We start from the raw sequence: 19,811 nt of genomic DNA, 5'->3' as shown, positions 1-19,811 counted from the left end.
TGTCAAGCAGTTGTCAACCTTGCCGATGTGGCTTCTGTGGCTTCCGTGCCAGCGGTTAAACAACAGTCTTGGCCTGATGCCAGTCTAGTGATGTTTTCAGCATGCAAGCCAATTAGTGCAGGAATTCCCGCGGGCGAGTCGTCACGGGCTGGAGGCGGGGTGGAAAGTGGGCGCCAAAAGGCGTGACAAAACTGTCACCGGGGGCTATTAGACTAGTTGGGCAACCAAGACAGGAGTGCCTCGTGCGTTTCATCAACACCCCATCGACCGACCTGACATATTCGGATGCCTTCCTTGTTCCGTCCCGGTCCGAGGTTGTCTCCCGGCTCGACGTGGATCTGGCCAGCGACGACGGCACCGGTACATCCATCCCGCTGGTGGTCTCCAATATGACGGCGGTGACCGGACGCCGGATGGTCGAAACGGTGGCCCGGCGCGGAGGTCTTGCGGTGTTGCCGCAGGATATTCCTTTGGATGTGCTCACTGAAGTCACCGGCTGGATCAAAGGCCGGCACGACACATTCGAAACCGCCCTTCACCTGAAGCCTTCCGACACGGTGATTGACGCGTTGCACCTGATGCATAAGCGTTCGCATGGTGCCGTCGTGATCGTCGGCCCGGACATGCAGGTGGCGGGCGTGGTCCGGCCTTCGGACTGTGAATCCGTGGACCGGTTTTCGTCCCTTGAGTCGGTCATGCGCACCAACGCGCCGGTCATTGACGCGGCGCTGTTCGACGGCGACCGGGACGAGGCGCTCAAGGAAGCCTTTAACACTATGGACTCGGCCGGGACCAGCTTCGCTCCCGTGACCCGCAATGGCAGGCTGGCAGGAGCGCTGACCCGCACCGGTGCGCTCCGTTCCACGATCTACCGGCCCGCTGTCGACTCCCGCGGGGCGTTGAAGGTCGCCGCCGCCGTCGGCATTAACGGGGACGTGAAGACCAAGGCCAAAACCCTGCTCGATGGCGGGGTGGACGTGCTGGTGGTGGACACCGCCCATGGGCATCAGCGGAAGATGTTCGACGCGCTCGAAGCGGTGCGGTCGCTGGATCCCGAGGTGCCGGTGGTGGCCGGGAACGTGGTCAGCGCCGACGGGGTGAAAGACCTTGTCTCGGCCGGAGCCAGCATTGTCAAGGTCGGTGTCGGCCCGGGAGCGATGTGTACGACGCGGATGATGACAGCTGTTGGGCGGCCGCAGTTTTCGGCCGTGCTGGAATGCTCCGAGGCAGCCGCTGAGCTCGGCGCCTCCGTATGGGCCGACGGCGGGGTGCGTTATCCCCGCGACGTCGCTTTGGCATTGGCGGCCGGAGCCAGCCAGGTGATGGTCGGATCGTGGTTCGCCGGAACCTACGAGAGCCCGGGGGATTTGCAGACCGACAGCAGCGGTCGGCAGTACAAGGAAAGTTTCGGCATGGCCTCGGCCCGTGCGGTGCAGAACCGTACCCAGCGTGAAGGATCATTCGACCGGGCGCGGAAGGGACTGTTCGAGGAGGGTATCTCCTCTTCGCGGATGTATTTGGACCCGGCCCGGCCCGGTGTGGAGGACCTGCTCGATATGATTACCGCCGGGCTGCGCAGCTCGATGACGTACGCCGGAGCGGCCGACTTGGCTGCATTCCGGGAACGTGCCCTGGTGGGTGTGCAGTCCGCAGCCGGCTACGAGGAAGGCCGGCCCCTGCAGGAAAGCTGGTAGTGCCCGACGGGCGGTGCAGTTCCGGTCTTTGCCGGTCATTGCCGATCTTGTCCGGTCTTGTGCACGGCTGCTTTTGATGCCGCGCTCGTCCTGTATTCTTAAATCTCTATGGAAAGCTCATCCAGGTGCCGGTGCGGGTCGGCGGGCAGCACGCCGTCGTCCCGCAGCGCCGGCCGACCCAGCGCTCGTGCCCGCCGCTCCCGACCATCACGATTGGAGCCTTCCAGTCCGGCTGATACCGGATGCACGGCGCAGGCTCCCGAGCCTTTCCACCGGGCCGCAGGTAAGGCGGTGCGGCGTTAGTGGAATGGATCCAAGTCGCAGCAGGCTTGCTGCTCATACTCGGAACCGGTTTTTTCGTCGCCGTTGAGTTTTCCCTGGTCGCCTTGGACCAGAACACAGTCCGCCGTGCTGTTTCCGATGGAGACCGGCGCGCGGAGCCGCTGCTGAAGTGCCTCAAATCGCTCTCCACCCAGCTGTCGAGCTGCCAGTTGGGTATTACCCTGACAACCTTGCTGACCGGTTTCGTGCTGGAACCGGCCATCAGTGCGTTGCTCCGCGAACCCCTGACAGCGCTCGGCCTTCCCGGCAGTGCGGTGACGCCTATTGGCGCAGTGGTGGGGATGACGCTGGCCACCTTGTTCTCGATGCTGCTGGGCGAACTGGTGCCGAAGAACATGTCCATTGCCTTGCCGTTGGCGGTGGGCAAGGCGCTGGCACGTCCCCAATTGGCGTTCACCGCCGTGTTCAAGCCGGGCGTCGTGCTGTTGAACGGTTTCTCCAACAAGGTTTTGAACATTTTCGGCATTGAGGCCCAGGAAGAGATTTCGGGAGCACGGACACCGGCCGAACTGTCCTCGATGGTCAGGCGCTCTGCGCAGATGGGCACCCTTGACGAAGGCACCGCGAACTTCGTGGCCAAGACGCTCAGGTTCACCGACCGGACCGCCAACGACGTGATGACGCCGCGCACCCGGCTGGAGACTCTGGAGTCGGACCAGCCGGTGACCGACATTATCGATGCCGCCCGGCGCACCGGATACTCCCGGTTTCCCGTGCTGGGCGAATCTCCCGATGACATCCGCGGCGTCGTACACGTGAAGAAGGCAGTGGCCGTGCCGGCCGACCGCCGCAGCGGGCTGGCAGCGGCGGCCCTGATGACCGATGTGCTCCGGGTGCCTGAAACAGTGCACCTGGACGACCTCATCCAGGAACTGCGGGAGGCGAATCTGCAGCTCGCCGTCGTGCTCGACGAGTACGGCGGCACGGCCGGCGTCGCCACCCTGGAAGACCTGGTGGAGGAAATTGTCGGCGAGGTATCTGACGAGCACGACAAGGTGAAACCCGGTGTGCTGCAGAGCCCCGCGGGCGACTGGTATTTCCCGGGCATCATGCGCCCGGATGAAGTCAGCGACCAGATTCCGGAGCTGTCCGTGCCGGACGAATCCGGATACGAAACTGTGGGCGGGTTCATCCTGGCCGAGTTGGGCCGGATCCCGGAAGTCGGCGACATGGTGGAACTTCCCGGCGGCGTCCTCGAGGTTGATCGGATGGACGAGCGACGCATCGACCGGGTGCGTTTCGAATACCGTCCGGAGACGGCAGAGACGCAGGACGATAACGAAGCCGACGCAACGGATGGTGCCTGATGAGTGACTGGGCCGGTTTGTTCTGGCTGGTGATCCTGCTGCTGGGCAACGCCTTCTTTGTCGGATCCGAGTTCGCGGTGATGTCGGCACGACGGAGCCAGATCGAGCCGCTGGCAGAGGAAGGCAACAAACGCGCCAAAACCACTCTGTGGGCGATGGAAAACGTGTCCCTGATGCTCGCCTGTGCACAGCTGGGCATCACCGTGTGTTCGCTGCTGCTGCTCAATATTTCCGAGCCTGCGATCCACCATCTGCTGGTGGTGCCGATGGAAGCTGCGGGGCTGCCCGCGGGGATCGCCGATGGCACCGCTTTCGGCATTGCCCTGTTGCTGGTGACGTTCCTGCACGTGACGTTCGGGGAGATGGTTCCGAAGAACCTCTCCGTGTCCGTCGCCGACAAGGCGGCCTTGTTCCTTGCCCCGCCGCTGGTCATGGTGTCCAAGGTGGTGCGCCCGGTGATTGCCACGTTGAACTGGTCAGCCAACCATGTGCTGCGGTTGCTGCGGATCGAGCCGAAGGACGAAGTCTCCTCCACCTTCACCCTGGAAGAAGTCCGCGTGGCCGTGGAGGAATCCACCCGCGAAGGCCTGCTCGACGACGACACCGGACTGCTCAACGGGGCCCTGGAATTCTCCGCGTACACCGCGGGACGGATCATGGTCCCTGTCCGGGACATCGTCACCTTGGACGTGGGCACCACTCCCGCGGAGTTTGAACGCGCCGTGGCACGGACCGGATTCTCGCGGTTCGTGCTGGTGGATTCGAGTGGGGGCATGACCGGGTATCTGCATCTGAAGGACGTGTTGTCCATGGATGAGTCCCTCTACAAGACGCGGGTGGAGGAGAACCGTGTACGCACAATGGCCAACCTCAGTGTCGATGAGGAAATCGAGGATGCGCTGACGATTATGCAACGCACCGGCTCGCATCTGGCCCGTGTGATGGCCGCAGACGGCACCACCACCGGAGTGCTGTTCCTGGAGGACGTGATCGAGCAGTTGGTCGGTGAGATCCGCGACGCCACGCAGGCCCAGGGGCTGCGGCGGCTGGGAGGCCCGCGCCAGGCGTAGCCGCCCGGGGGACAGACAACGCCGCGCCGGCGTGCGAGGCATAGCCGCCGACAGCATGACCGGGCACCGGCGTGACTACGGCGCCCGCCCTGTTGGCCCCGGCGCCCGCCCTGTTGGCCCGCCGGTTGCACTTGATGCGAATGATTCGCGTTTGCGGTAGACTCTCCGATCGGTACATATCTCTTATTCTCATTCGTGAGTGGAACCGGGGTTACACATGCGGGGCACCAGCAACCGTAGGAAAAGCCTGACCTCCCTCTGGCTGGTGCTGGCCGTGGCCACCGCCGTCTCGCTGGCCGGGTGTGGTTCCGACTCGGAGCAGCCGGAGGCAGAGGACGACGGCTCCATCTCCGTGGTCGCTTCCACCAGTGCCTACGGCAGTATTGTCGAGGCCGTAGCGGGCGGCAATGTCGAGGTGACATCCATCATCGACAGCGTCAGCCAGGATCCGCATTCCTACGAGGCAACGGTCCGGGACAAGTTGAAGGTGTCCAAGGCGGATCTGGTGGTGGAAAACGGCGGCGGCTATGACACCTTCCTGCACCGGTTGGCCGAAGACACCGGAGTGGCGTCCGAACACGTGCTGACTGCAGTGGAGGCCGCCGGTCCTGGTGAAGGCGGTCCGGGCGGGGACGCCGGCGAAGGCGCGCACGGCGGGCATCAGGAACACGGTGGCGCGCACAGCGGACATCAGGAACACAGTGGCGCGCACGACGGCGGCCACGGACATGATCACGGTTCGGGCAACGAGCATGTCTGGTATGACCTGGCTGCCATGTCCGCGCTGAGTCAGCAGATTGCCGCGAAGCTGGGCGAGCTGGATCCGGCAAACCGCGATGAGTACCACACCAATGCCGGCCGCTTTGCCGCCGGGGCCGGTCAGTTGCAGGACCAGTTGGGCCAGATCAGGCAGTCCCATCACGGTGCACCAGTGGCGATTACGGAGCCCGTGCCGGTTCACCTGCTGGACGATGCCGGACTGGAGAATAAGACGCCGCCGGAGTTCAGCCAGGCGATTGAAGAGGGCCATGGAGTCGCCCCTGCGGTGCTGCGCCAGGTGCGGGACTTGCTGTCGGAGGAGAAGGTGCAGTTCCTCGCCTACAACCCCCAAACGGCCGGCGCCCAGACAGAAACGGTCAAGCGGGTCGCAGTCCAAGCGGGCATACCGGTTGTCAGCTTTACCGAGACGCTGCCGGAGTCCAGCGATTACCTTGAATGGATGGGCACCAACGTGGACAACATCGAGCAGGCGTTGAATGCATCGACCGACTCCTGATCCCGGCCATACAGCTCAAGAGCCTGCTGGAAGCGGGGACACGAAGATACCCGCCCCCGCGGTAGGGCTGGATTCCGCTTCGCTCGCCTTCGGCGACCGCACGCTGTGGAAGGACCTGGACCTCGACATCCAGCCGGGCGAATTCCTGGCCGTGCTCGGCCCCAACGGTTCCGGCAAGACGAGTTTCCTCAAGGTGCTGCTCGGATTGCAGCGGCTCACCTCCGGGAGCGTGCAGCTGCAGGGCAAACCGGTGCGGCGGGGGAGCAGGGATATCGGCTACATCCCGCAGCAGAAGCAATTTGCCCCCGACACGCCGCTGCGTGCCCGGGACCTGGTGGGCCTGGGCGTCGATGGTCACCGCTGGGGCCTGCGCCTGGACGGACGGAAGTACGCCCGGCGGGTCGATGAGCTGCTGGAGCTGGTGGGCGCTTCCGGGTATGCGGACGTTCCGGTCGGGTTGTTGTCCGGCGGCGAACAACAGCGCCTCCGGGTGGCCCAGGCGCTGGCCACCGATCCGGCGGTGCTGCTGTGTGACGAGGCGCTGTTGTCCCTGGACCTGCATCACCAGCAGGCGGTGAGCCGGCTGGTCAACGAGCAATGCCGCACGGCCGACAGTGCCGTCGTCTTTGTCACCCATGAGATCAATCCCGTGATCGAGTATGTCGACCGGGTGCTGTACCTGGCGGGCGGCCAATTCCGGGTGGGCACGCCCGAGGAGGTCATGAGGACCGACGTGCTCTCCGAGATGTATGGCACGCACGTGGAAGTGCTGCGCAGCAACGGGCGGATCGTCGTCGTCGGCCAGCCGGACGCCACCACGCACCATCATGAGCATGGGGAGGCCTGAGCATGGACTTCAACGACTTCCTCGAAGCGACGTTCAATTTCAACAACTATGCCGAGCTGCTGCCGCTGGTGCGTAACTCCATCATCGCCGGCGCGGTGCTGGGCGTGGTGGGCGGATTGATCGGCACCTTCGTGATGATGCGTGACATGGCCTTCGCCGTTCACGGCATTGCGGAGCTGTCCTTTGCCGGAGCCGCCTTCGCCCTGCTGATCGGTGCCAACGTGGTCTTCGGGTCCCTGGTTGGCTCGGTGGTGGCAGCCATGCTGCTGGGGGTGCTCGGCTTCAGGGCGCGGGACCGGAATTCGATCATTGGTGTCCTGATGCCGTTTGGGCTGGGTCTGGGAATCCTGTTCATTTCGCTGTACCAGGGTCGTTCGGCGAACAAGTTCGGGTTGCTCACCGGCCAGATTGTCTCGGTGGATTCGGTGCAACTGAACCTGCTGGCCGGATGCGCCGTCGTCGTCATCGCCGCTTTGCTGCTGATCTGGCGGCCGCTGACCTTTGCCAGTGCCGATCCTGACATGGCCGAGGCGCGGGGCCTGCCGGTCAACGCCCTGTCGATTGTCTTTATGTTCCTGCTCGGAGTCTCCGTGGCCTTGTCCATCCAGGTGGTGGGCGCGTTGCTGGTGCTGGCCCTGGTGATCACGCCCGCGGCCGCGGCCCTGCGGGTGACGTCGTCGCCGCGGCTGGTGGTGCTGCTCAGCGTGATCTTCGCGGTGACGGCCGTCGTCGGCGGGATACTGGTGGCAGTAGGCGGACGGATTCCCATCAGCCCCTATGTCACAACTATTTCGTTCCTGATTTACCTACTCTGCCGGTTCATCGGCACCCGGCGGAGGCACCATGGCCACCAAAGACGCGGTTCGCCGGCGCTGACGCGCAGCGGCCCGGTGGTCTGACTCCAGGGTTTCGCCGCTTGGTTGCAGCTCCTGCCTGCGGCGCGCCTACTGCCCGTCGGTGCACTCAGGGCAGAGACCAAAGATTTCCACCGTATGGGTGACTTCGGTAAAGCCATGGTCGGCTGCGGTTTGTGCCGCCCATTTCTCCACGGTCGGCGCTTCAATCTCCACTGCGCGCCCGCAATTGCGGCACATCAAATGATGGTGGTGGGCCGAAGCCTCGCAACGCCGGTACACGGCCTCGCCGTCGCTGTTCCGCAATACGTCGACGGCGCCTTCGTCGGCCATGGACTGCAGGATGCGGTAAGCGGTGGCCAGCGAGACGGAATCGCCACGCTTGTGCAGCAAGCGGTACAGCTCCTGGGTGCTGACAAAGTCGTCCAGCTCGTCCAGGGCGCTTCCGACGGCGATCCGCTGCTTGGTCACCCGCGTTTCAGGCGGGCGGCGGGGCGCATCCGTACCGGATGAAGCTGCGCGTGGCATCGATACGCCTTTCGAACAATGGTGCGGGTGCCGGCCGACTGGCCAATTCCAGCTTATCAGCCGCAGCTTGAGGGTACGCTGGGGCTATGTTGCTGACGAAGTACACTCACTCATGTATCCGGCTGGAACAGGATTCGCACATCCTCGTCATCGACCCGGGGATTTACTCCGAGAGCGCAGCGGCGCTCGAGGGCGCCCACCAGGTGCTTATTACCCACGAACATCCCGACCACGTGGACGCCGACGCGTTGCTGGAGGCGCTGCACGGCAACACCTCACTGGAGGTGTTCGCCCCGCAGCCGGTTGCCACGGACCTGCGCGGTAGGGCCAGCGGGTCACCGGCCGAGTCCCGGATCATCGACGTGATGCCTGAGACCACGCTGGATCTGCCCGGTTTCAACGTGAAGACCTTTGGCGGTCAACACGCGCTGATTCATCCGCTGATACCCTTGGTCGCCAATATCGGCTACTTGATTAACGACGACGTCTACCACCCGGGCGATTCATTCGTGATCCCGCACGGAGTGCAGCCCAGGACCCTGCTGGTGCCGGTGCACGCCCCGTGGTCGAAGACGGCCGAGGTGATCGATTTCGTCATCGCGGGCCGGGCCCCAAGGGCGTACCAGATTCACGACGCGCTGCTGAACCAGGACGGGGTCAACACGGTGGAAAAGCATGTCAAGCGCATCGGTTCCTACTACGGCACCGGGTTCGAGCATCTCGAGACGGGGGAGTCGGTCGAGCTGTAGTTGGTTTCGCCGCCGCTCGTGCCCGCCGGACGGGCAGCGGGGTGCCGGCCAACCTCAGCCGCTGAACCGCCCGGTGGCGAAGAAGTCTTCAATCGCCGCTTCATAGGGTGGCGGGTCGAGTCCCCGCTCGGCCAGCCACCCGTCGTCGTAATAGCTGCCCGCGTAGCGTTCCCCGCCATCGCACAACAGGGACACAATGCTGCCGCGTTCACCATTGGCGACCATCCGGCTGACTAACTGCCACACACCCCAGAGATTTGTTCCGGTCGACGGGCCCGCATGCAGCCCTGCGAACCGGTTCAGGTGCCGCATGGCCGCGATCGAAGCGGCGTCGGGCACCTGGAGCATTTCGTCGATCACCGACGGGATGAAGCTTGGCTCCACCCGCGGGCGTCCGATCCCCTCGATCCGTGAGGCCAGACCGGTTTCGTAGGTGGTGTCGCCGCGCCGCCAGGCGGGATAGAAGGCGGAGTTCTCCGGGTCGACGACAGCGAGACGGGACTGGTGCCGGTTGTACCGGATGTAGCGGCCGATGGTGGCGCTGGTGCCGCCGGTGCCGGCACCGACGACGATCCATGCCGGTACCGGATGCGGTTCCAGCCGAAGCTGCTCAAAGATGGACTCGGCAATGTTGTTATTGCCGCGCCAGTCCGTGGCGCGCTCGGCATAGGTGAACTGATCCAAATAATGTCCGCCGGTGCTGGCTGCCAGCTGCTGGGCGGCGGCATAGACCTCAGTGGGACTTCGTACGTAATGGCAGGTTCCGCCGTACTGTTCGATCAGCGCGATCTTTTCGCTGCTGGTGCTGTCCGTCATCACGGCGATGAAATCCAGGCCCAACAGGTGGGCGAAGTACGCCTCGGACACCGCGGTGCTGCCGCTGCTGGCCTCCACGATCGTGGTTCCGGCTGTGATCCAGCCGTTCACCAGGCCGAAAAGGAACAACGACCGGGCCAGTCTGTGCTTGAGGCTGCCTGAGCGGTGCGTCGATTCATCTTTCAGGTACAGCTCCACGCCCCAATGTTCCGGCAACTCGACGGCGTGCAGATGCGTGTCGGCCGAACGGTTGTTATCGGCCTCTATGCGGCGGATGGCTTCGTCCGTCCACTGGCGGGCGGCAATGGGGTGGTTCAGTTCCGATCTCACCATGCCACCATAAGCCAGTCGGCGCTGCGGCGGCGTTCGTGCTGGACAATTCACTGTTGGATGGAATAGTGGCCTGCGAGGAGCAAAGGCTATGGCAATGGGAGGCTACAGGCGATGAGCACGCTGTTCACCAAGATAATCGAAGGTGGGATTCCGGGACGTTTCGTCTGGAAGGACGACGATCTCGTGGCATTTTTGACAATCGGTCCGCTCACCGACGGACACACCCTCGTGGTGCCGCGCCAGGAAGTCGACCAGTGGACTGATGCGCCAACCGACCTGTTGTTGAAGATGACGTCAGTGGCTCAGGCAATCGGCCAGGCACAGCGCGGCGTGTTCGCGTGCGAGCGGATTGGCATGACAATTGTCGGGTTCGAGATTCCTCATCTGCACATGCATGTCTGGCCCACCAATTCGATGGCAGATTTCGACTTCAGCCAGGTGGACCATAACCCGGATCCGCAGCGGCTCGATGCCAATGCACAGACGTTGCGGACAGCACTGCGCGACGCCGGCCATAGCGCCGTTGTGCCGGAAGCCTGAGGATGGGAAACAACCGCCCGGAACCGCCGGACGCGGCGGGGGAGCGAGAGACCCTGGAGGGGTTCCTCGATTTCCTGCGGGCAACCGTTGTCTACAAGGCGACAGGGCTCAGCGACGCCGACGCCGCCCGCCGCCTGCTGCCCTCCGACTCCAGTGTTTCCGGGCTGATCCGGCATCTTGCCGACGTCGAACGCAGCTGGTTCCGCGAAGACGTCGACGGCCAGGACGATGTGACCTACCGCTGGTCGGATGAAGACCACGACGGCGAATTCCGGGTGAGTGAAGCCGACAGCCTGCAGGAAATCATTGCCGACTACGAAGCTGCGTGTGCCGAGTCCAAGGAGGTCACGGCCCGTTACTGGCTGGATGATCCATGCACGGTGGACAATGGCCACAACGTGCGCTGGGTGCTGGTGCACATGGTCGAAGAGACCGGCCGGCACTGTGGCCATATCGACATCCTCCGCGAATTGCTCGATGGCGTGACTGGGGAATAGCAGCCGGAGCCGACGGTTGCGTGGAACGTGAGAGGTGAGGAACGTGGACGAGCAGGACCTGAAACATCTTGCCGCCGCCGTGGAGTTGGCCCGGGAAGGGCTCGAAGCGGGTGACGAGCCGTTTGGCTCGGTGCTGGTCACTGGCGATGACGAGGTGTTGCGGCAGGACCGGAACCGTGTCGCCGCGGGGGATAATACCCGGCACCCGGAGCTGGCACTGGCCCAGTGGGCTGCCAACAACATGTCCGGCGACGCGCGGGCACTGGCCACCGTTTACACCTCCGGCGAACATTGCCCGATGTGTTCAGCCGCCCACGGATGGGTGGGTCTGGGCCGCATTGTCTATGCCAGTTCCTCGCGGCAACTGAGCGGGTGGCTGGCCGAATGGGGCGCACCGCCGTCGCCGGTCCGGCCGTTGCCCGTCCAGGAGGTGGCCCCGCGGGTGGCGGTGGAAGGCCCGGAACCGGAGCTGGCGGAGGAAGTACGGAAACTGCAGATGGAGATGTGGCGCCGGCGCGGCCTGCCCATCGGCGGGCCGGGCACAACGACCTGACAGTACTTAGTCGACCACGTCCATCGAACAGGCCGGCGGCCCGCCCTTCAGCGCCGCCGACGTCGTTCATTCGAGTTGCGTCGAATAGGCGTCAGCATGCGCGACATCGATCACCAGCCGCGGCGGCCCCTGTTCGATAGTCGTCACCCGGAAGCCAACCTCCTGAGCCGTGCCATGGGTGGTGGAAACCCCGATGGCCAGTGAGGCAACATCTTCGAAGCTTCCGAAGGTTTTAACTTCACGGACCGCCGGCAGATCGGCAGTGACGACGGCGGGATCGCGGTTGACCGCGGGCCGGAGCGTCACTGCCAGCACCCGGTTACCCTCCAGCCGGACCGGTTTGCCCGATCCAGGCCGGTGAAACGAGTCTTCCGGATCCACCCATGCCACCTCGTAGGAGGGCAGCGCTCCTGGTTCGAAATCGATGACCACCCGGTCGAACGTTGCATGCCGGCCGGCCCGGATATCGGCGACGACGGCAGGATTGGCCGCCGTCGCGTTTCCTGATCCGCTTTGTGGTGTGCTTTCTTCCGGCACAGCAGGATCTTCGAGTTCGGCCACCGACGGTGCCGGATCCGGACCCGTGGCGGGCTGATCCGGGGTGGTGACCGTGGGCGTGCCGGCCGTTTCCGTGGCCGGTTGGCCGGATGCCTGCGAGCCGGCTTTTGTGCCGGCGTCTTCGGCGGCGTCGCAGCCGGTCATCAGGGGCGCCGCGAGCATCAAGGTAACTGCAATACCCATGTGCCGCGCTGCGTTCAGAAACATTGCTTCCCCCTCTCGGCGCCTCCCTTTCCAATCTAGTCCGTCCAAGGCCGGCAGGGGACGGCCGGATGGACCCGAACTGGCCATGGCTCCGTCATTTCTGTACCGTTCAACTGACCGATAAGCCCTTCCACCCGGTCCGGCAGCACTCGACGTCAACGGAGTTCAATTCTGCATGAAGACGACAATTGACAAGGCAATCTTCTGGCCTTCGATCACCTTGGTGGTGGTGGCCACAGGCTTATTGGTGATGTTCCGGGACACAGCTGGTCCGGTACTGCAGGATGTCATGACGGCCGTGACGTTCCAACTGGACTGGGCCTTCGAGTTCCTGACCATTGGACTGTTCGCCATGCTGCTGTGGCTGGTTTTCAGCCGTTACGGGAAGGTGAAACTCGGCCGGACCGGCGATGAACCCGAGTTCTCCAGGTTCAGCTATGGCGGCATGCTCTTTTGTGCCGGGATGGGCACCAGCATCATGTTCTGGTCCATCGTCGAACCGCTGTACTACTACGTCGGCCCGCCGTTCGGTATCGAACCGGAAACCACGGCTGCGGCCGAGCAGGCGGTGGCTTATGGGCTGTTCCATTGGGGAATCTCGGCATGGGCGCTCTATGCTCTCCCTGCCGTGGTGATGGCCTACAGCTTCTTCGTGCGGCGGAACCGGTCGCTGCGCATCAGCGCAGCCTGCGCCGGCGCCCTGGGCCGGCATGCCGACGGCCTGCTGGGCAAGGCCATCGACGTGCTGGTCATCTGGAGCATGATCGGCGGCTTGGGCACTTCCCTTGGGCTGGGTGTACCAATGGTTGCTGCAGTCATCGGCGACCTGACAGGAATCCAGCAGGGCATTTTCCTGAATATCGCCATCGTGCTGATCTGGACCGTAATCTACTCGGCCAGCGCCTACCTCGGCCTGTACAAGGGCATTCGGCGCCTCAGTGACTGGAATGTCTACATGGCGTTGGGCCTGGCCCTCTTCGTGATTGTGGTGGGCCCGACGATGTTCATCCTCTCCTATTTCACCGACAGCCTGGGCCTGATGCTGGATAACTTCATGGCCATGAGCCTGAACACCGACCCTATCGACGGCGGCGGTTTCCCGCAGACGTGGACAGTGTTCTATTGGGCCTGGTTTGCCGCCACCGCACCATTTATCGGGATATTCGTGGCCAGGATTTCCAAGGGCCGCAGCATCCGGGAGCTGATAGTCAACGTGCTGGGCTGGGGCACGGCCGGAAGCTGGCTGTATTTCGCCGTCTTCGGCGGCTACGCCATGGATCTGCAGCTGACCGGCAATGAGAACCTGGTGGGGATCCTGAATAACCAAGGGGGACCCGCCGTCATCGTCGCGGTCCTCAACTCGCTGCCGCTGTCCACCGTGGTGATGATCTTCTTTGTGCTGCTGGGATTCATCTTCCTGGCCACCTCACTCGATTCGGCCAGTTACGTCATCGCCAGCGTCGCCACCAAGGGACTGCGCGACGGCGTGGAGCCGGCGCGGTGGCACAGCCTGCTGTGGGGACTGGTGCTCTCCGCCCTCGCGATCTCGCTGATGGTGGTGGGCGGCCTGGACGTGGTGCAGACCTCGGCCGTGCTGGTATCCGTACCGGTGCTGGCGATGTATGTGCTGATGGCTGCCTCGCTGATCAAGTGGATCAAACGAAATGACCATATGCATGTGTACGTCGGGCAGAAGCTGCCCGGACTCGAAGAACCAGAAAAGGCGGCCGCCCGATGAAGTACTTGGACCCTCTGCCACGGACAATTGTCACCGAGGATGCGTGGATCCCGATGCCGAACGGTGTCCGCCTGCACGCCCGGATCTGGCGGCCCGAAGACTCAACGGCTGCACCGGTTCCGGGACTGCTGGAATACCTGCCATACCGGCTGGATGACTGGACGGCGCCGCGTGACAGCGAGCGCCACCCGTACTACGCCGGCCACGGCTACGCGTCGATCCGGGTGGATATCCGCGGCACCGGCAGTTCGGACGGGCATTTCGACGACGAATACTCGCAGCAGGAGCAGCGGGACGGGCTGGCTGTCATCGAGTGGATCGCCGCCCAGCCGTGGTGCGACGGATCGCTGGGGATGTTCGGTATCTCCTGGGGCGGCTTTAACTCGTTGCAGCTGGCGTCCCACGCACCAGAGGCGCTCAAAGCGATAGTGACAGTGTGTTCCAGCGATGACCGCTACGACAACGATGTCCATTATATGGGCGGGGCCATGCTGGGCATCGATATGGCGTCCTGGGCCGGGACCATGTTTGCGTTCAACTCCCGTCCGCCCCGGCCGGATGTCGTTGGCGACCGGTGGGTGGAGCAGTGGCGGGACCGGCTGCAGTCCACCAGGCCGATGGGCGCCACCTGGTTGTCCCATCAGGAACGTGACGACTACTGGCGCCAAGGCAGCGTGTGCGAGGACTATTCCAGCATTAAGGCACCGGTGCTGGCGGTCGGTGGCTGGCATGATCCCTACCGCGACACCGTGCTGCGGCTGCTGGAAAACCTCGAATCCCCGGCGCGAGGGATCATCGGACCCTGGTCGCATCAGTATCCGGACCGTGGCCTGGCGCCGGGACCGGGGATGGGTTTCCTGCAGGAAACCGTCCGCTGGTGGGATCGGTGGCTCAAGGGGGTGCGGAACGGGGCCGACGCCGGACCGCAGTTGCGTGCCTACATGCCCGATGCCGTCCGGCCGGCGACCTACTACGAAGAGCGGCCCGGCCGGTGGGTCGGTCTCGACGGCTGGCCCAGCGATGCGGTGACTTCGCAGACGCTGAGGCTGGCCGATGCCGGCTGCAATGTGCCAGTCCATCAGGGGCAGGCGGTGGTGAAATCACCGCAGCACACGGGTATGGACGCCGGCCGGTATTTCCCGTACGGCAATGAAACGGATCTTCCGCCAGATCAGCGTTCCGAGGATGGCCGTTCGGCCAGTTTCGATTTCGCGCCACTGACCGAGCCGGTCGAGCTCCTCGGCAAGGTGAAACTGCGGCTGAAGCTCGCTTCCGACCAGCGGCAGGCCAACGTCGTCGCCCGGCTGTGCGATGTCGCCCCCGATGGTTCTTCGACGTTGGTCACCCGCGGCGTGCTCAACCTGAACAAGCGCAACGGCCGCCACCGTGCCGATCCGATGCCTGCGGGGGAGTCCGTCGACGTCATCTTCGATATGGTGTCGGTCGGATATGCGGTTCCGGCCGGACACACCCTCCGCCTTGCCACCTCCTCGGCTTACTGGCCATGGGTTTGGCCGCACGCCGAGGAGGCGGCGCTGACGCTGGATGTCGCTGAATGCAGGATGGAGCTTCCGGCCTATCGGCCCACTGACGACACCCCTGACGTGGAGATGGGTGAGCCGGAGCAGAGCCGGCCCTTGCCCATCGACGCGCTTGCCAAAACCAACGGCGAGGTCAGCTCGGCCTTTATCGCTCCGGCGCAGCGGAGCACATGGAACGACGCGGCCACCGGCGAGTGGGTGCTCGACGTCGATCCCGGATACGGTTGATCACGCAGGTATCCGGACGGTTTGTTGTTCACCGAATACAGCCGGGAGACTTACCGGATACAGCAAGGCAACCCATTGAGTGCGTCGGCGGCCTCGGCCTGGTCGATCGCCTTGGAGAAGGACGGATGGACGGCGCGGGTGGAGACGCGCTCGCATTTGTCGGCCGAAGCGGAGAAGTTCGTGCTGACCAATACAGTCACGGCGTACGCCCGGCGGCCGGATGCGGAGGAGGAACTGGTGGCGACAACAGATTGGCACGACGTGATACCCCGAACCTCGGCGTGAGCAAGCAGCGGCACTCGCCGGTGGTCCGTCGGCAACTGATTATCGAGGCGGCCCGCAAGGCCATCATGCGTGAAGGGATGCGCCACACCAGCCTCCGCGACATTGCCGCCCAGGCCGAAGTGTCCCTCGGGACGGTGACTTATCACTTCAAGAGTGTCTACGAGATCATTGGTGCGGCGGCGCTGCAGGAGGCGGAACTGTTCTACACACCGCTGGTGGAAGCGGTGCGGGACGAGCCGGACCCGAAAGCCGCATTGCTGGCGCTGATCGATCCGCTTTTTGACGGCGCCGAGGAAACCGCTGCGCACTGGCGTTTGTGGCTGGAATACTGGAACGCCAGTTCCACCCGGCCGGGACTGGCCGAGGAGGACTATGGCAGGCTCAGGATCTGGCAGACCTGCTTCGAGGAAACCATCAAACGCGGAATCGCCGACGGCGAATTCGCCGCGGGCGTGGATCCGGCCGAAGTTGCCCTCAAAGTGGCAGCCTTCTCCGACGGGATCGCCACCCAGATCAGTATGAATCCCGCCGGCCTGAGCCACGTCACTGCCAAGCAGTGGATGCGCCAGTTGCTCACTGCGGAACTTGGCACCGACTTCAGCGGCTGAGTCGCCATCAGCACTCCACTCGCGGTGGGCGTGCAGTCAATCAACTGCAGTCGGAGCGCTTCCTCATCCGGACCAAACGGCCGGTGCCCCGAGCCGAGCACCAGTGGATGGATCATCAGGAATAGCTCGTCCACATGGGCCACCGGCTTGGTTCCAATGGCACAGTCGCCGTAAGCGGATCACTCACAGGCCAGCTGCGGTCAGCTGTTGTAAAGCAACCCGCCGCATCCTCCGGCTTGGCGGGTCAGCCTGTGGTTGGAGCAGCGACGGACAGGGCATGAGTTTTGATGGGCCCGGCGGCCTGTGCTGAACTGAATCGTATGGCGCTACTTCCAGGATCACTGGCGTGGCTTGCCGGCACCGTGATGTTCACTGTGACGTTCCAGCAGTTGCGCAAGGCCAACCGTGACGAGAGGATCCCTCTGCTTTTAGGCCATCCCACTCGCCACCCCGGAAAGATCTTCCTCTATCGGGCGGTGGCGCTTGTCCTGCTCATGCTCTCCTTTTACGCCTGGTCCGACGTTCTGGGGTATTGGGCGATCGGACTGATCTTTATCGGGGCCATCCCCGCCGTGGCCCTCAACATCCGGCACAACCGCCAGGTCCAGACACTGGCCGGCGGTTCCTGACCAGCCTTACCCGGACGATGGTGAACTTCTCTGCTATCTCGTACCCGAGGGAGACCGCTGGAGGACCGCGAGGAAGCCCATCAATGTCCAGATCGTTGAGGTCAGCCCTGAGCGACTCCGCGTCAAGAGCGTCGATTACGGCTACGAAGAGGACTATGGCACAATCTTCGAGCTTCCCGTCCCGGAACCGGGACAACAACAGCGCTAAACAGTCCCCATACTGCAACCCGATCTGTCCTGGAGGTATCTGTTTTCTATGACCTCGAACATGCTCGGACGGCTCATTCGGGCCGTCGGTCGGCTGATGCTCCTCGTTTTCTGCTGCTTGACATCACACCGGGTGAAGCCAACGCGAGTTGGGTTTCCTTCGTCGGGTGCCTCTGCGCAGCAGTGGTCATCGCCACCGGTCATTTCATGAGCAGGCGAAATGGACGCCACAAAACTTGAAACCCCCGCCTGCATGAGCTCGGCTTCATAATCCTGAATCCCCCAAACCGATCCCTCAGCGGGCAGCCGGATCGGTTGCTCTTCATTCGAAGACGAAGGTCACGGCCAGGTTGGAAATCATTTGAACGATCGGAAACTATACTTTCCGCATGGAAGACCTCGAGCTCTCTGTTGACAACGAACTGTTCAGGGTCAGCGAGAGACGGCAACCCAACGGGATGTTGAGTTACGATTTCGCTTGGCTCAACGGCCCTAATGACGGAACCTATGGATTCACGGTCGGTCTCACCGTTGCCGGGACATGCCACCGGTTCCGATGCGATCGCTCGAATGTCTCGCGAGCAGCTCGTTGAGGAGGCGCGCGGTTTCGTTGAGGCCTTCTACCAGCCTGGAGGGATCGGAGAACAAGACTTCCCCGGTCACGTTCCGCCTCAACAGTGAAGGCAGTGATCGATAGAGGATCGGTTTCGGGATCGCGGACCGCGCTGCCGGGAGGGTCGCCGTAAACGCGTGCCGTTTCGAAACTCGGCATACGGGAGGTTGGTTTCGGCGCAGAGTTTCGGGCCGTCGGTCGGCTGATTCAGATGGCCAGGAGCGGTTGCCCGATTGGCGGTCGATTGCCCTCGGTGGGCTATAGGGAGAGCTGCCGCTCTCCGGATTCGATCGCTGTGCGCCTGCGTCGGTAATCGAGGACGGAGCAGATCAGGAACGCGGAAGCAGCCATGACCATGATAAGAATCGACACGGGCCCCCACCATTCGGGCAGCCGCACCGCCAATACGATCCCGGCTATGCCCATGATTATCGAGGCCCCGAAAAGGTAGCGGCTCCAAACGGTCATAACTACATTGTATCCAGGAGACCCCGAGATGTATGTCCGATTGACCGGCAGTCGGGTCCTGAACCGTGCGTCGACGCTTACCGGCTCTTGCTGGAATCCAAAGCGGCTCGAAACTGATGGATTTCCGTGGCGCCGACGAGTATGTCATTTTCCGAAACGCATACCGTCGCGCAGGAAGACGGCTCGAGTGCAGCCGAGTGTGGACATTGGTCTGTAGTCCTCTGTACAACAAGCCGTATTATCCAAAGTCGCCTGCGCGAATCGTCGGTGAGGACCATGCCGTAAGCGGATCCTTCACCGAACAAGGCGCATTGATGTGATGGGGCGAGGTCATCTGGGTTTATCGCTTCTCTTAAGGTTCAGCCAGGACCGTTTTCAGGAGCGACTGCACTGCCGTATCCAGACCCTTTACGACAAACCCGACATCGTCGGTGGCGTAGGATGTCGCCCCTTGCCAATCGGATTTCACGACTGCTCCGGCGATACACCAAAAGGTGTTTCCCTCGCGGCCATCGACCTCCAGGACTACCTTCGAAGCCTCCCTTGTTCCCCATGGTGTTTCAACATTTTCGGTCCCATGACTAACAAAGGCAGCAGGGCGTGGCACCAGCGGAACATCTTCGTCGAACTGGCTGAATTCCCACTGGCGTTCAGTGGTGGTGAGGAAGTCCTTCAGCACCAAATGGGCGGCATAGCTCGGTATTGGCTTCACAGTTCGATCTCGCAACGAGGGTTCAGTAGAAGCTCGGACTTCGACATTGGTGCCTTCCAGACGATCGACATACTTATACTCGGTCCAATCCAGAATCCCGGTTGAGAACCAGGTCTCTTGGAACAGATGGATGATTGAACCGTCTTCAATTTTGAAGACGAGAGTTGTCTGGATGGAATCCTTCGAAAGCCGGCGGATCAGCGCGCCAGTCTTATTACCCTCGACATAGAATGACTCGATGTCCATAGTCGTCATGTACGAAACCTAGTGGTGTGTCACGCAAATAGTTAGAGCGTGAGTTGATAGAATGGAGTATGTCCGCTCCAGCAACCCCTCTGATGATGTCCCCGGCCGACCGCGAAGTCCTCACGCGGGTCGCCCGATCGAGCACGGCCGCGCACCGCGAGGTGGTCCGCGCCGGAGTCCTCCTTGCGGCCGCCGAGGGTGTCGGTAACCGCACCATCGCCCGTGAACACGGTGTCTCCGCGATGACGGTGCGTGCCTGGCGGGACGCGTTCGACGCAGATGGGCTCAAGCACTGGGGCAAGGTCAAGAAAGGGCGGGGCCGTAAGCCGTCCATCCCGGACGAGACGGTCGCGGAGATCGTGCGGGTG

Annotated in this window: 22 protein-coding genes; 16 read left to right on the top strand and 6 right to left on the bottom strand. The window is 63.2% G+C overall.

The window, feature by feature from the left end:
- Positions 1-242 precede the first annotated feature (242 nt).
- Positions 243-1,694: a GMP reductase gene (gene guaB1 / locus H535_RS0115615; protein WP_026820286.1), complete on the top strand. Its 1,452-nt coding sequence runs from the start codon at positions 243-245 to the stop codon at positions 1,692-1,694.
- Between the two features lie 98 nt (positions 1,695-1,792).
- Here the strand turns inward: guaB1 and H535_RS29080 are convergent, their stop codons facing one another.
- Positions 1,793-1,942: a hypothetical protein gene (locus H535_RS29080; RefSeq protein WP_155838725.1), complete on the bottom strand. Its 150-nt coding sequence runs from the start codon at positions 1,940-1,942 to the stop codon at positions 1,793-1,795.
- A gap of 54 nt (positions 1,943-1,996) precedes the next feature.
- On the opposite strand from H535_RS29080, the gene H535_RS0115605 reads away from it, so the two are divergent.
- The 5 genes from H535_RS0115605 (at position 1,997) to H535_RS0115585 (ending at position 7,435) form a co-directional block, all read left to right on the top strand.
- Positions 1,997-3,343 carry a hemolysin family protein gene (locus tag H535_RS0115605; protein ID WP_026820285.1) on the top strand — a complete coding sequence of 449 codons (1,347 nt, stop codon included), beginning with the start codon at positions 1,997-1,999 and terminating at the stop codon, positions 3,341-3,343.
- On the top strand, positions 3,343-4,413 hold the full coding sequence (locus tag H535_RS0115600; protein ID WP_026820284.1) for a hemolysin family protein: 1,071 nt from the start codon (positions 3,343-3,345) through the stop codon (positions 4,411-4,413). Before H535_RS0115605 ends, H535_RS0115600 begins: the two co-directional genes overlap by 1 nt.
- A 199-nt stretch (positions 4,414-4,612) precedes the next feature.
- Positions 4,613-5,689, top strand: a complete 1,077-nt coding sequence (locus tag H535_RS0115595; protein WP_245580347.1) for a metal ABC transporter solute-binding protein, Zn/Mn family — start codon at positions 4,613-4,615, stop codon at positions 5,687-5,689.
- Entirely contained in the window at positions 5,670-6,536 is an 867-nt protein-coding gene (locus tag H535_RS0115590; protein WP_081416734.1) for a metal ABC transporter ATP-binding protein, read from the top strand. Before H535_RS0115595 ends, H535_RS0115590 begins: the two co-directional genes overlap by 20 nt.
- 2 nt (positions 6,537-6,538) lie before the next feature.
- Positions 6,539-7,435, top strand: a complete 897-nt coding sequence (locus H535_RS0115585) for a metal ABC transporter permease (protein WP_026820281.1) — start codon at positions 6,539-6,541, stop codon at positions 7,433-7,435.
- Between the two features lie 45 nt (positions 7,436-7,480).
- Here the strand turns inward: H535_RS0115585 and H535_RS0115580 are convergent, their stop codons facing one another.
- Positions 7,481-7,918 (bottom strand): Fur family transcriptional regulator, encoded by a 438-nt coding sequence (locus tag H535_RS0115580; protein ID WP_026820280.1) that lies wholly within the window; start codon positions 7,916-7,918, stop codon positions 7,481-7,483.
- 86 nt (positions 7,919-8,004) lie between these two features.
- Between H535_RS0115580 and H535_RS0115575 the strand changes: the two genes are divergently transcribed.
- Positions 8,005-8,667, top strand: coding sequence for an MBL fold metallo-hydrolase (locus tag H535_RS0115575; RefSeq protein ID WP_026820279.1), 663 nt, complete (start codon positions 8,005-8,007; stop codon positions 8,665-8,667).
- A 54-nt stretch (positions 8,668-8,721) separates the two neighbouring features.
- Here H535_RS0115575 and cds1 read toward each other — a convergent pair whose 3' ends face one another.
- Positions 8,722-9,813 carry an L-cysteine desulfhydrase Cds1 gene (cds1, locus tag H535_RS0115570; protein ID WP_026820278.1) on the bottom strand — a complete coding sequence of 364 codons (1,092 nt, stop codon included), beginning with the start codon at positions 9,811-9,813 and terminating at the stop codon, positions 8,722-8,724.
- Between the two features lie 114 nt (positions 9,814-9,927).
- On the opposite strand from cds1, the gene H535_RS0115565 reads away from it, so the two are divergent.
- The 3 genes from H535_RS0115565 to H535_RS25920 are packed head-to-tail and all read left to right on the top strand — an operon-like array spanning position 9,928 to position 11,406.
- The gene (locus tag H535_RS0115565; protein ID WP_026820277.1) at positions 9,928-10,356 is read left to right on the top strand and encodes an HIT family protein; all 429 of its coding nucleotides are present in this window, start codon (positions 9,928-9,930) and stop codon (positions 10,354-10,356) included.
- 2 nt (positions 10,357-10,358) lie between these two features.
- Positions 10,359-10,853 (top strand): DinB family protein, encoded by a 495-nt coding sequence (locus H535_RS0115560; RefSeq protein WP_026820276.1) that lies wholly within the window; start codon positions 10,359-10,361, stop codon positions 10,851-10,853.
- A 43-nt stretch (positions 10,854-10,896) separates the two neighbouring features.
- Positions 10,897-11,406 (top strand): nucleoside deaminase, encoded by a 510-nt coding sequence (locus H535_RS25920; protein WP_051299411.1) that lies wholly within the window; start codon positions 10,897-10,899, stop codon positions 11,404-11,406.
- A gap of 66 nt (positions 11,407-11,472) precedes the next feature.
- Here the strand turns inward: H535_RS25920 and H535_RS27920 are convergent, their stop codons facing one another.
- The gene (locus H535_RS27920; RefSeq protein WP_051299410.1) at positions 11,473-12,171 is read right to left on the bottom strand and encodes an AMIN-like domain-containing (lipo)protein; all 699 of its coding nucleotides are present in this window, start codon (positions 12,169-12,171) and stop codon (positions 11,473-11,475) included.
- Between the two features lie 172 nt (positions 12,172-12,343).
- On the opposite strand from H535_RS27920, the gene H535_RS25910 reads away from it, so the two are divergent.
- The 5 genes from H535_RS25910 (at position 12,344) to H535_RS0115530 (ending at position 17,197) form a co-directional block, all read left to right on the top strand.
- On the top strand, positions 12,344-13,906 hold the full coding sequence (locus tag H535_RS25910) for a BCCT family transporter (RefSeq protein ID WP_051299409.1): 1,563 nt from the start codon (positions 12,344-12,346) through the stop codon (positions 13,904-13,906).
- Positions 13,903-15,675 carry a CocE/NonD family hydrolase gene (locus H535_RS25905; RefSeq protein ID WP_245580346.1) on the top strand — a complete coding sequence of 591 codons (1,773 nt, stop codon included), beginning with the start codon at positions 13,903-13,905 and terminating at the stop codon, positions 15,673-15,675. Before H535_RS25910 ends, H535_RS25905 begins: the two co-directional genes overlap by 4 nt.
- A 75-nt stretch (positions 15,676-15,750) precedes the next feature.
- Entirely contained in the window at positions 15,751-15,960 is a 210-nt protein-coding gene (locus tag H535_RS30030; RefSeq protein ID WP_245580345.1) for a hypothetical protein, read from the top strand.
- Positions 15,957-16,568, top strand: coding sequence for a TetR/AcrR family transcriptional regulator (locus tag H535_RS0115535; RefSeq protein ID WP_026820275.1), 612 nt, complete (start codon positions 15,957-15,959; stop codon positions 16,566-16,568). Before H535_RS30030 ends, H535_RS0115535 begins: the two co-directional genes overlap by 4 nt.
- Positions 16,569-16,888: 320 nt before the next feature.
- Entirely contained in the window at positions 16,889-17,197 is a 309-nt protein-coding gene (locus H535_RS0115530) for a hypothetical protein (RefSeq protein ID WP_155838724.1), read from the top strand.
- A gap of 1,078 nt (positions 17,198-18,275) precedes the next feature.
- Here the strand turns inward: H535_RS0115530 and H535_RS0115520 are convergent.
- Complete coding sequence (locus tag H535_RS0115520; RefSeq protein ID WP_026820273.1) at positions 18,276-18,485, bottom strand: hypothetical protein; 210 nt, start codon at positions 18,483-18,485, stop codon at positions 18,276-18,278.
- A 352-nt stretch (positions 18,486-18,837) separates the two neighbouring features.
- Positions 18,838-19,452 (bottom strand): hypothetical protein, encoded by a 615-nt coding sequence (locus H535_RS0115515; protein ID WP_155838723.1) that lies wholly within the window; start codon positions 19,450-19,452, stop codon positions 18,838-18,840.
- A 59-nt stretch (positions 19,453-19,511) separates the two neighbouring features.
- Here H535_RS0115515 and H535_RS25900 point away from each other — a divergent pair.
- Positions 19,512-19,811, top strand: a 300-nt coding sequence (locus H535_RS25900) for a helix-turn-helix domain-containing protein (RefSeq protein ID WP_155838722.1), incomplete at its 3' end; no start/stop codon positions are given.

The organism is Arthrobacter castelli DSM 16402 (assembly GCF_000430705.1).
Lineage (GTDB): Bacteria > Actinomycetota > Actinomycetes > Actinomycetales > Micrococcaceae > Arthrobacter_C > Arthrobacter_C castelli.
The sequence above is the reverse complement of the archived record's forward strand: the minus strand, read 5'-3'. Positions and strand labels throughout refer to the sequence as shown.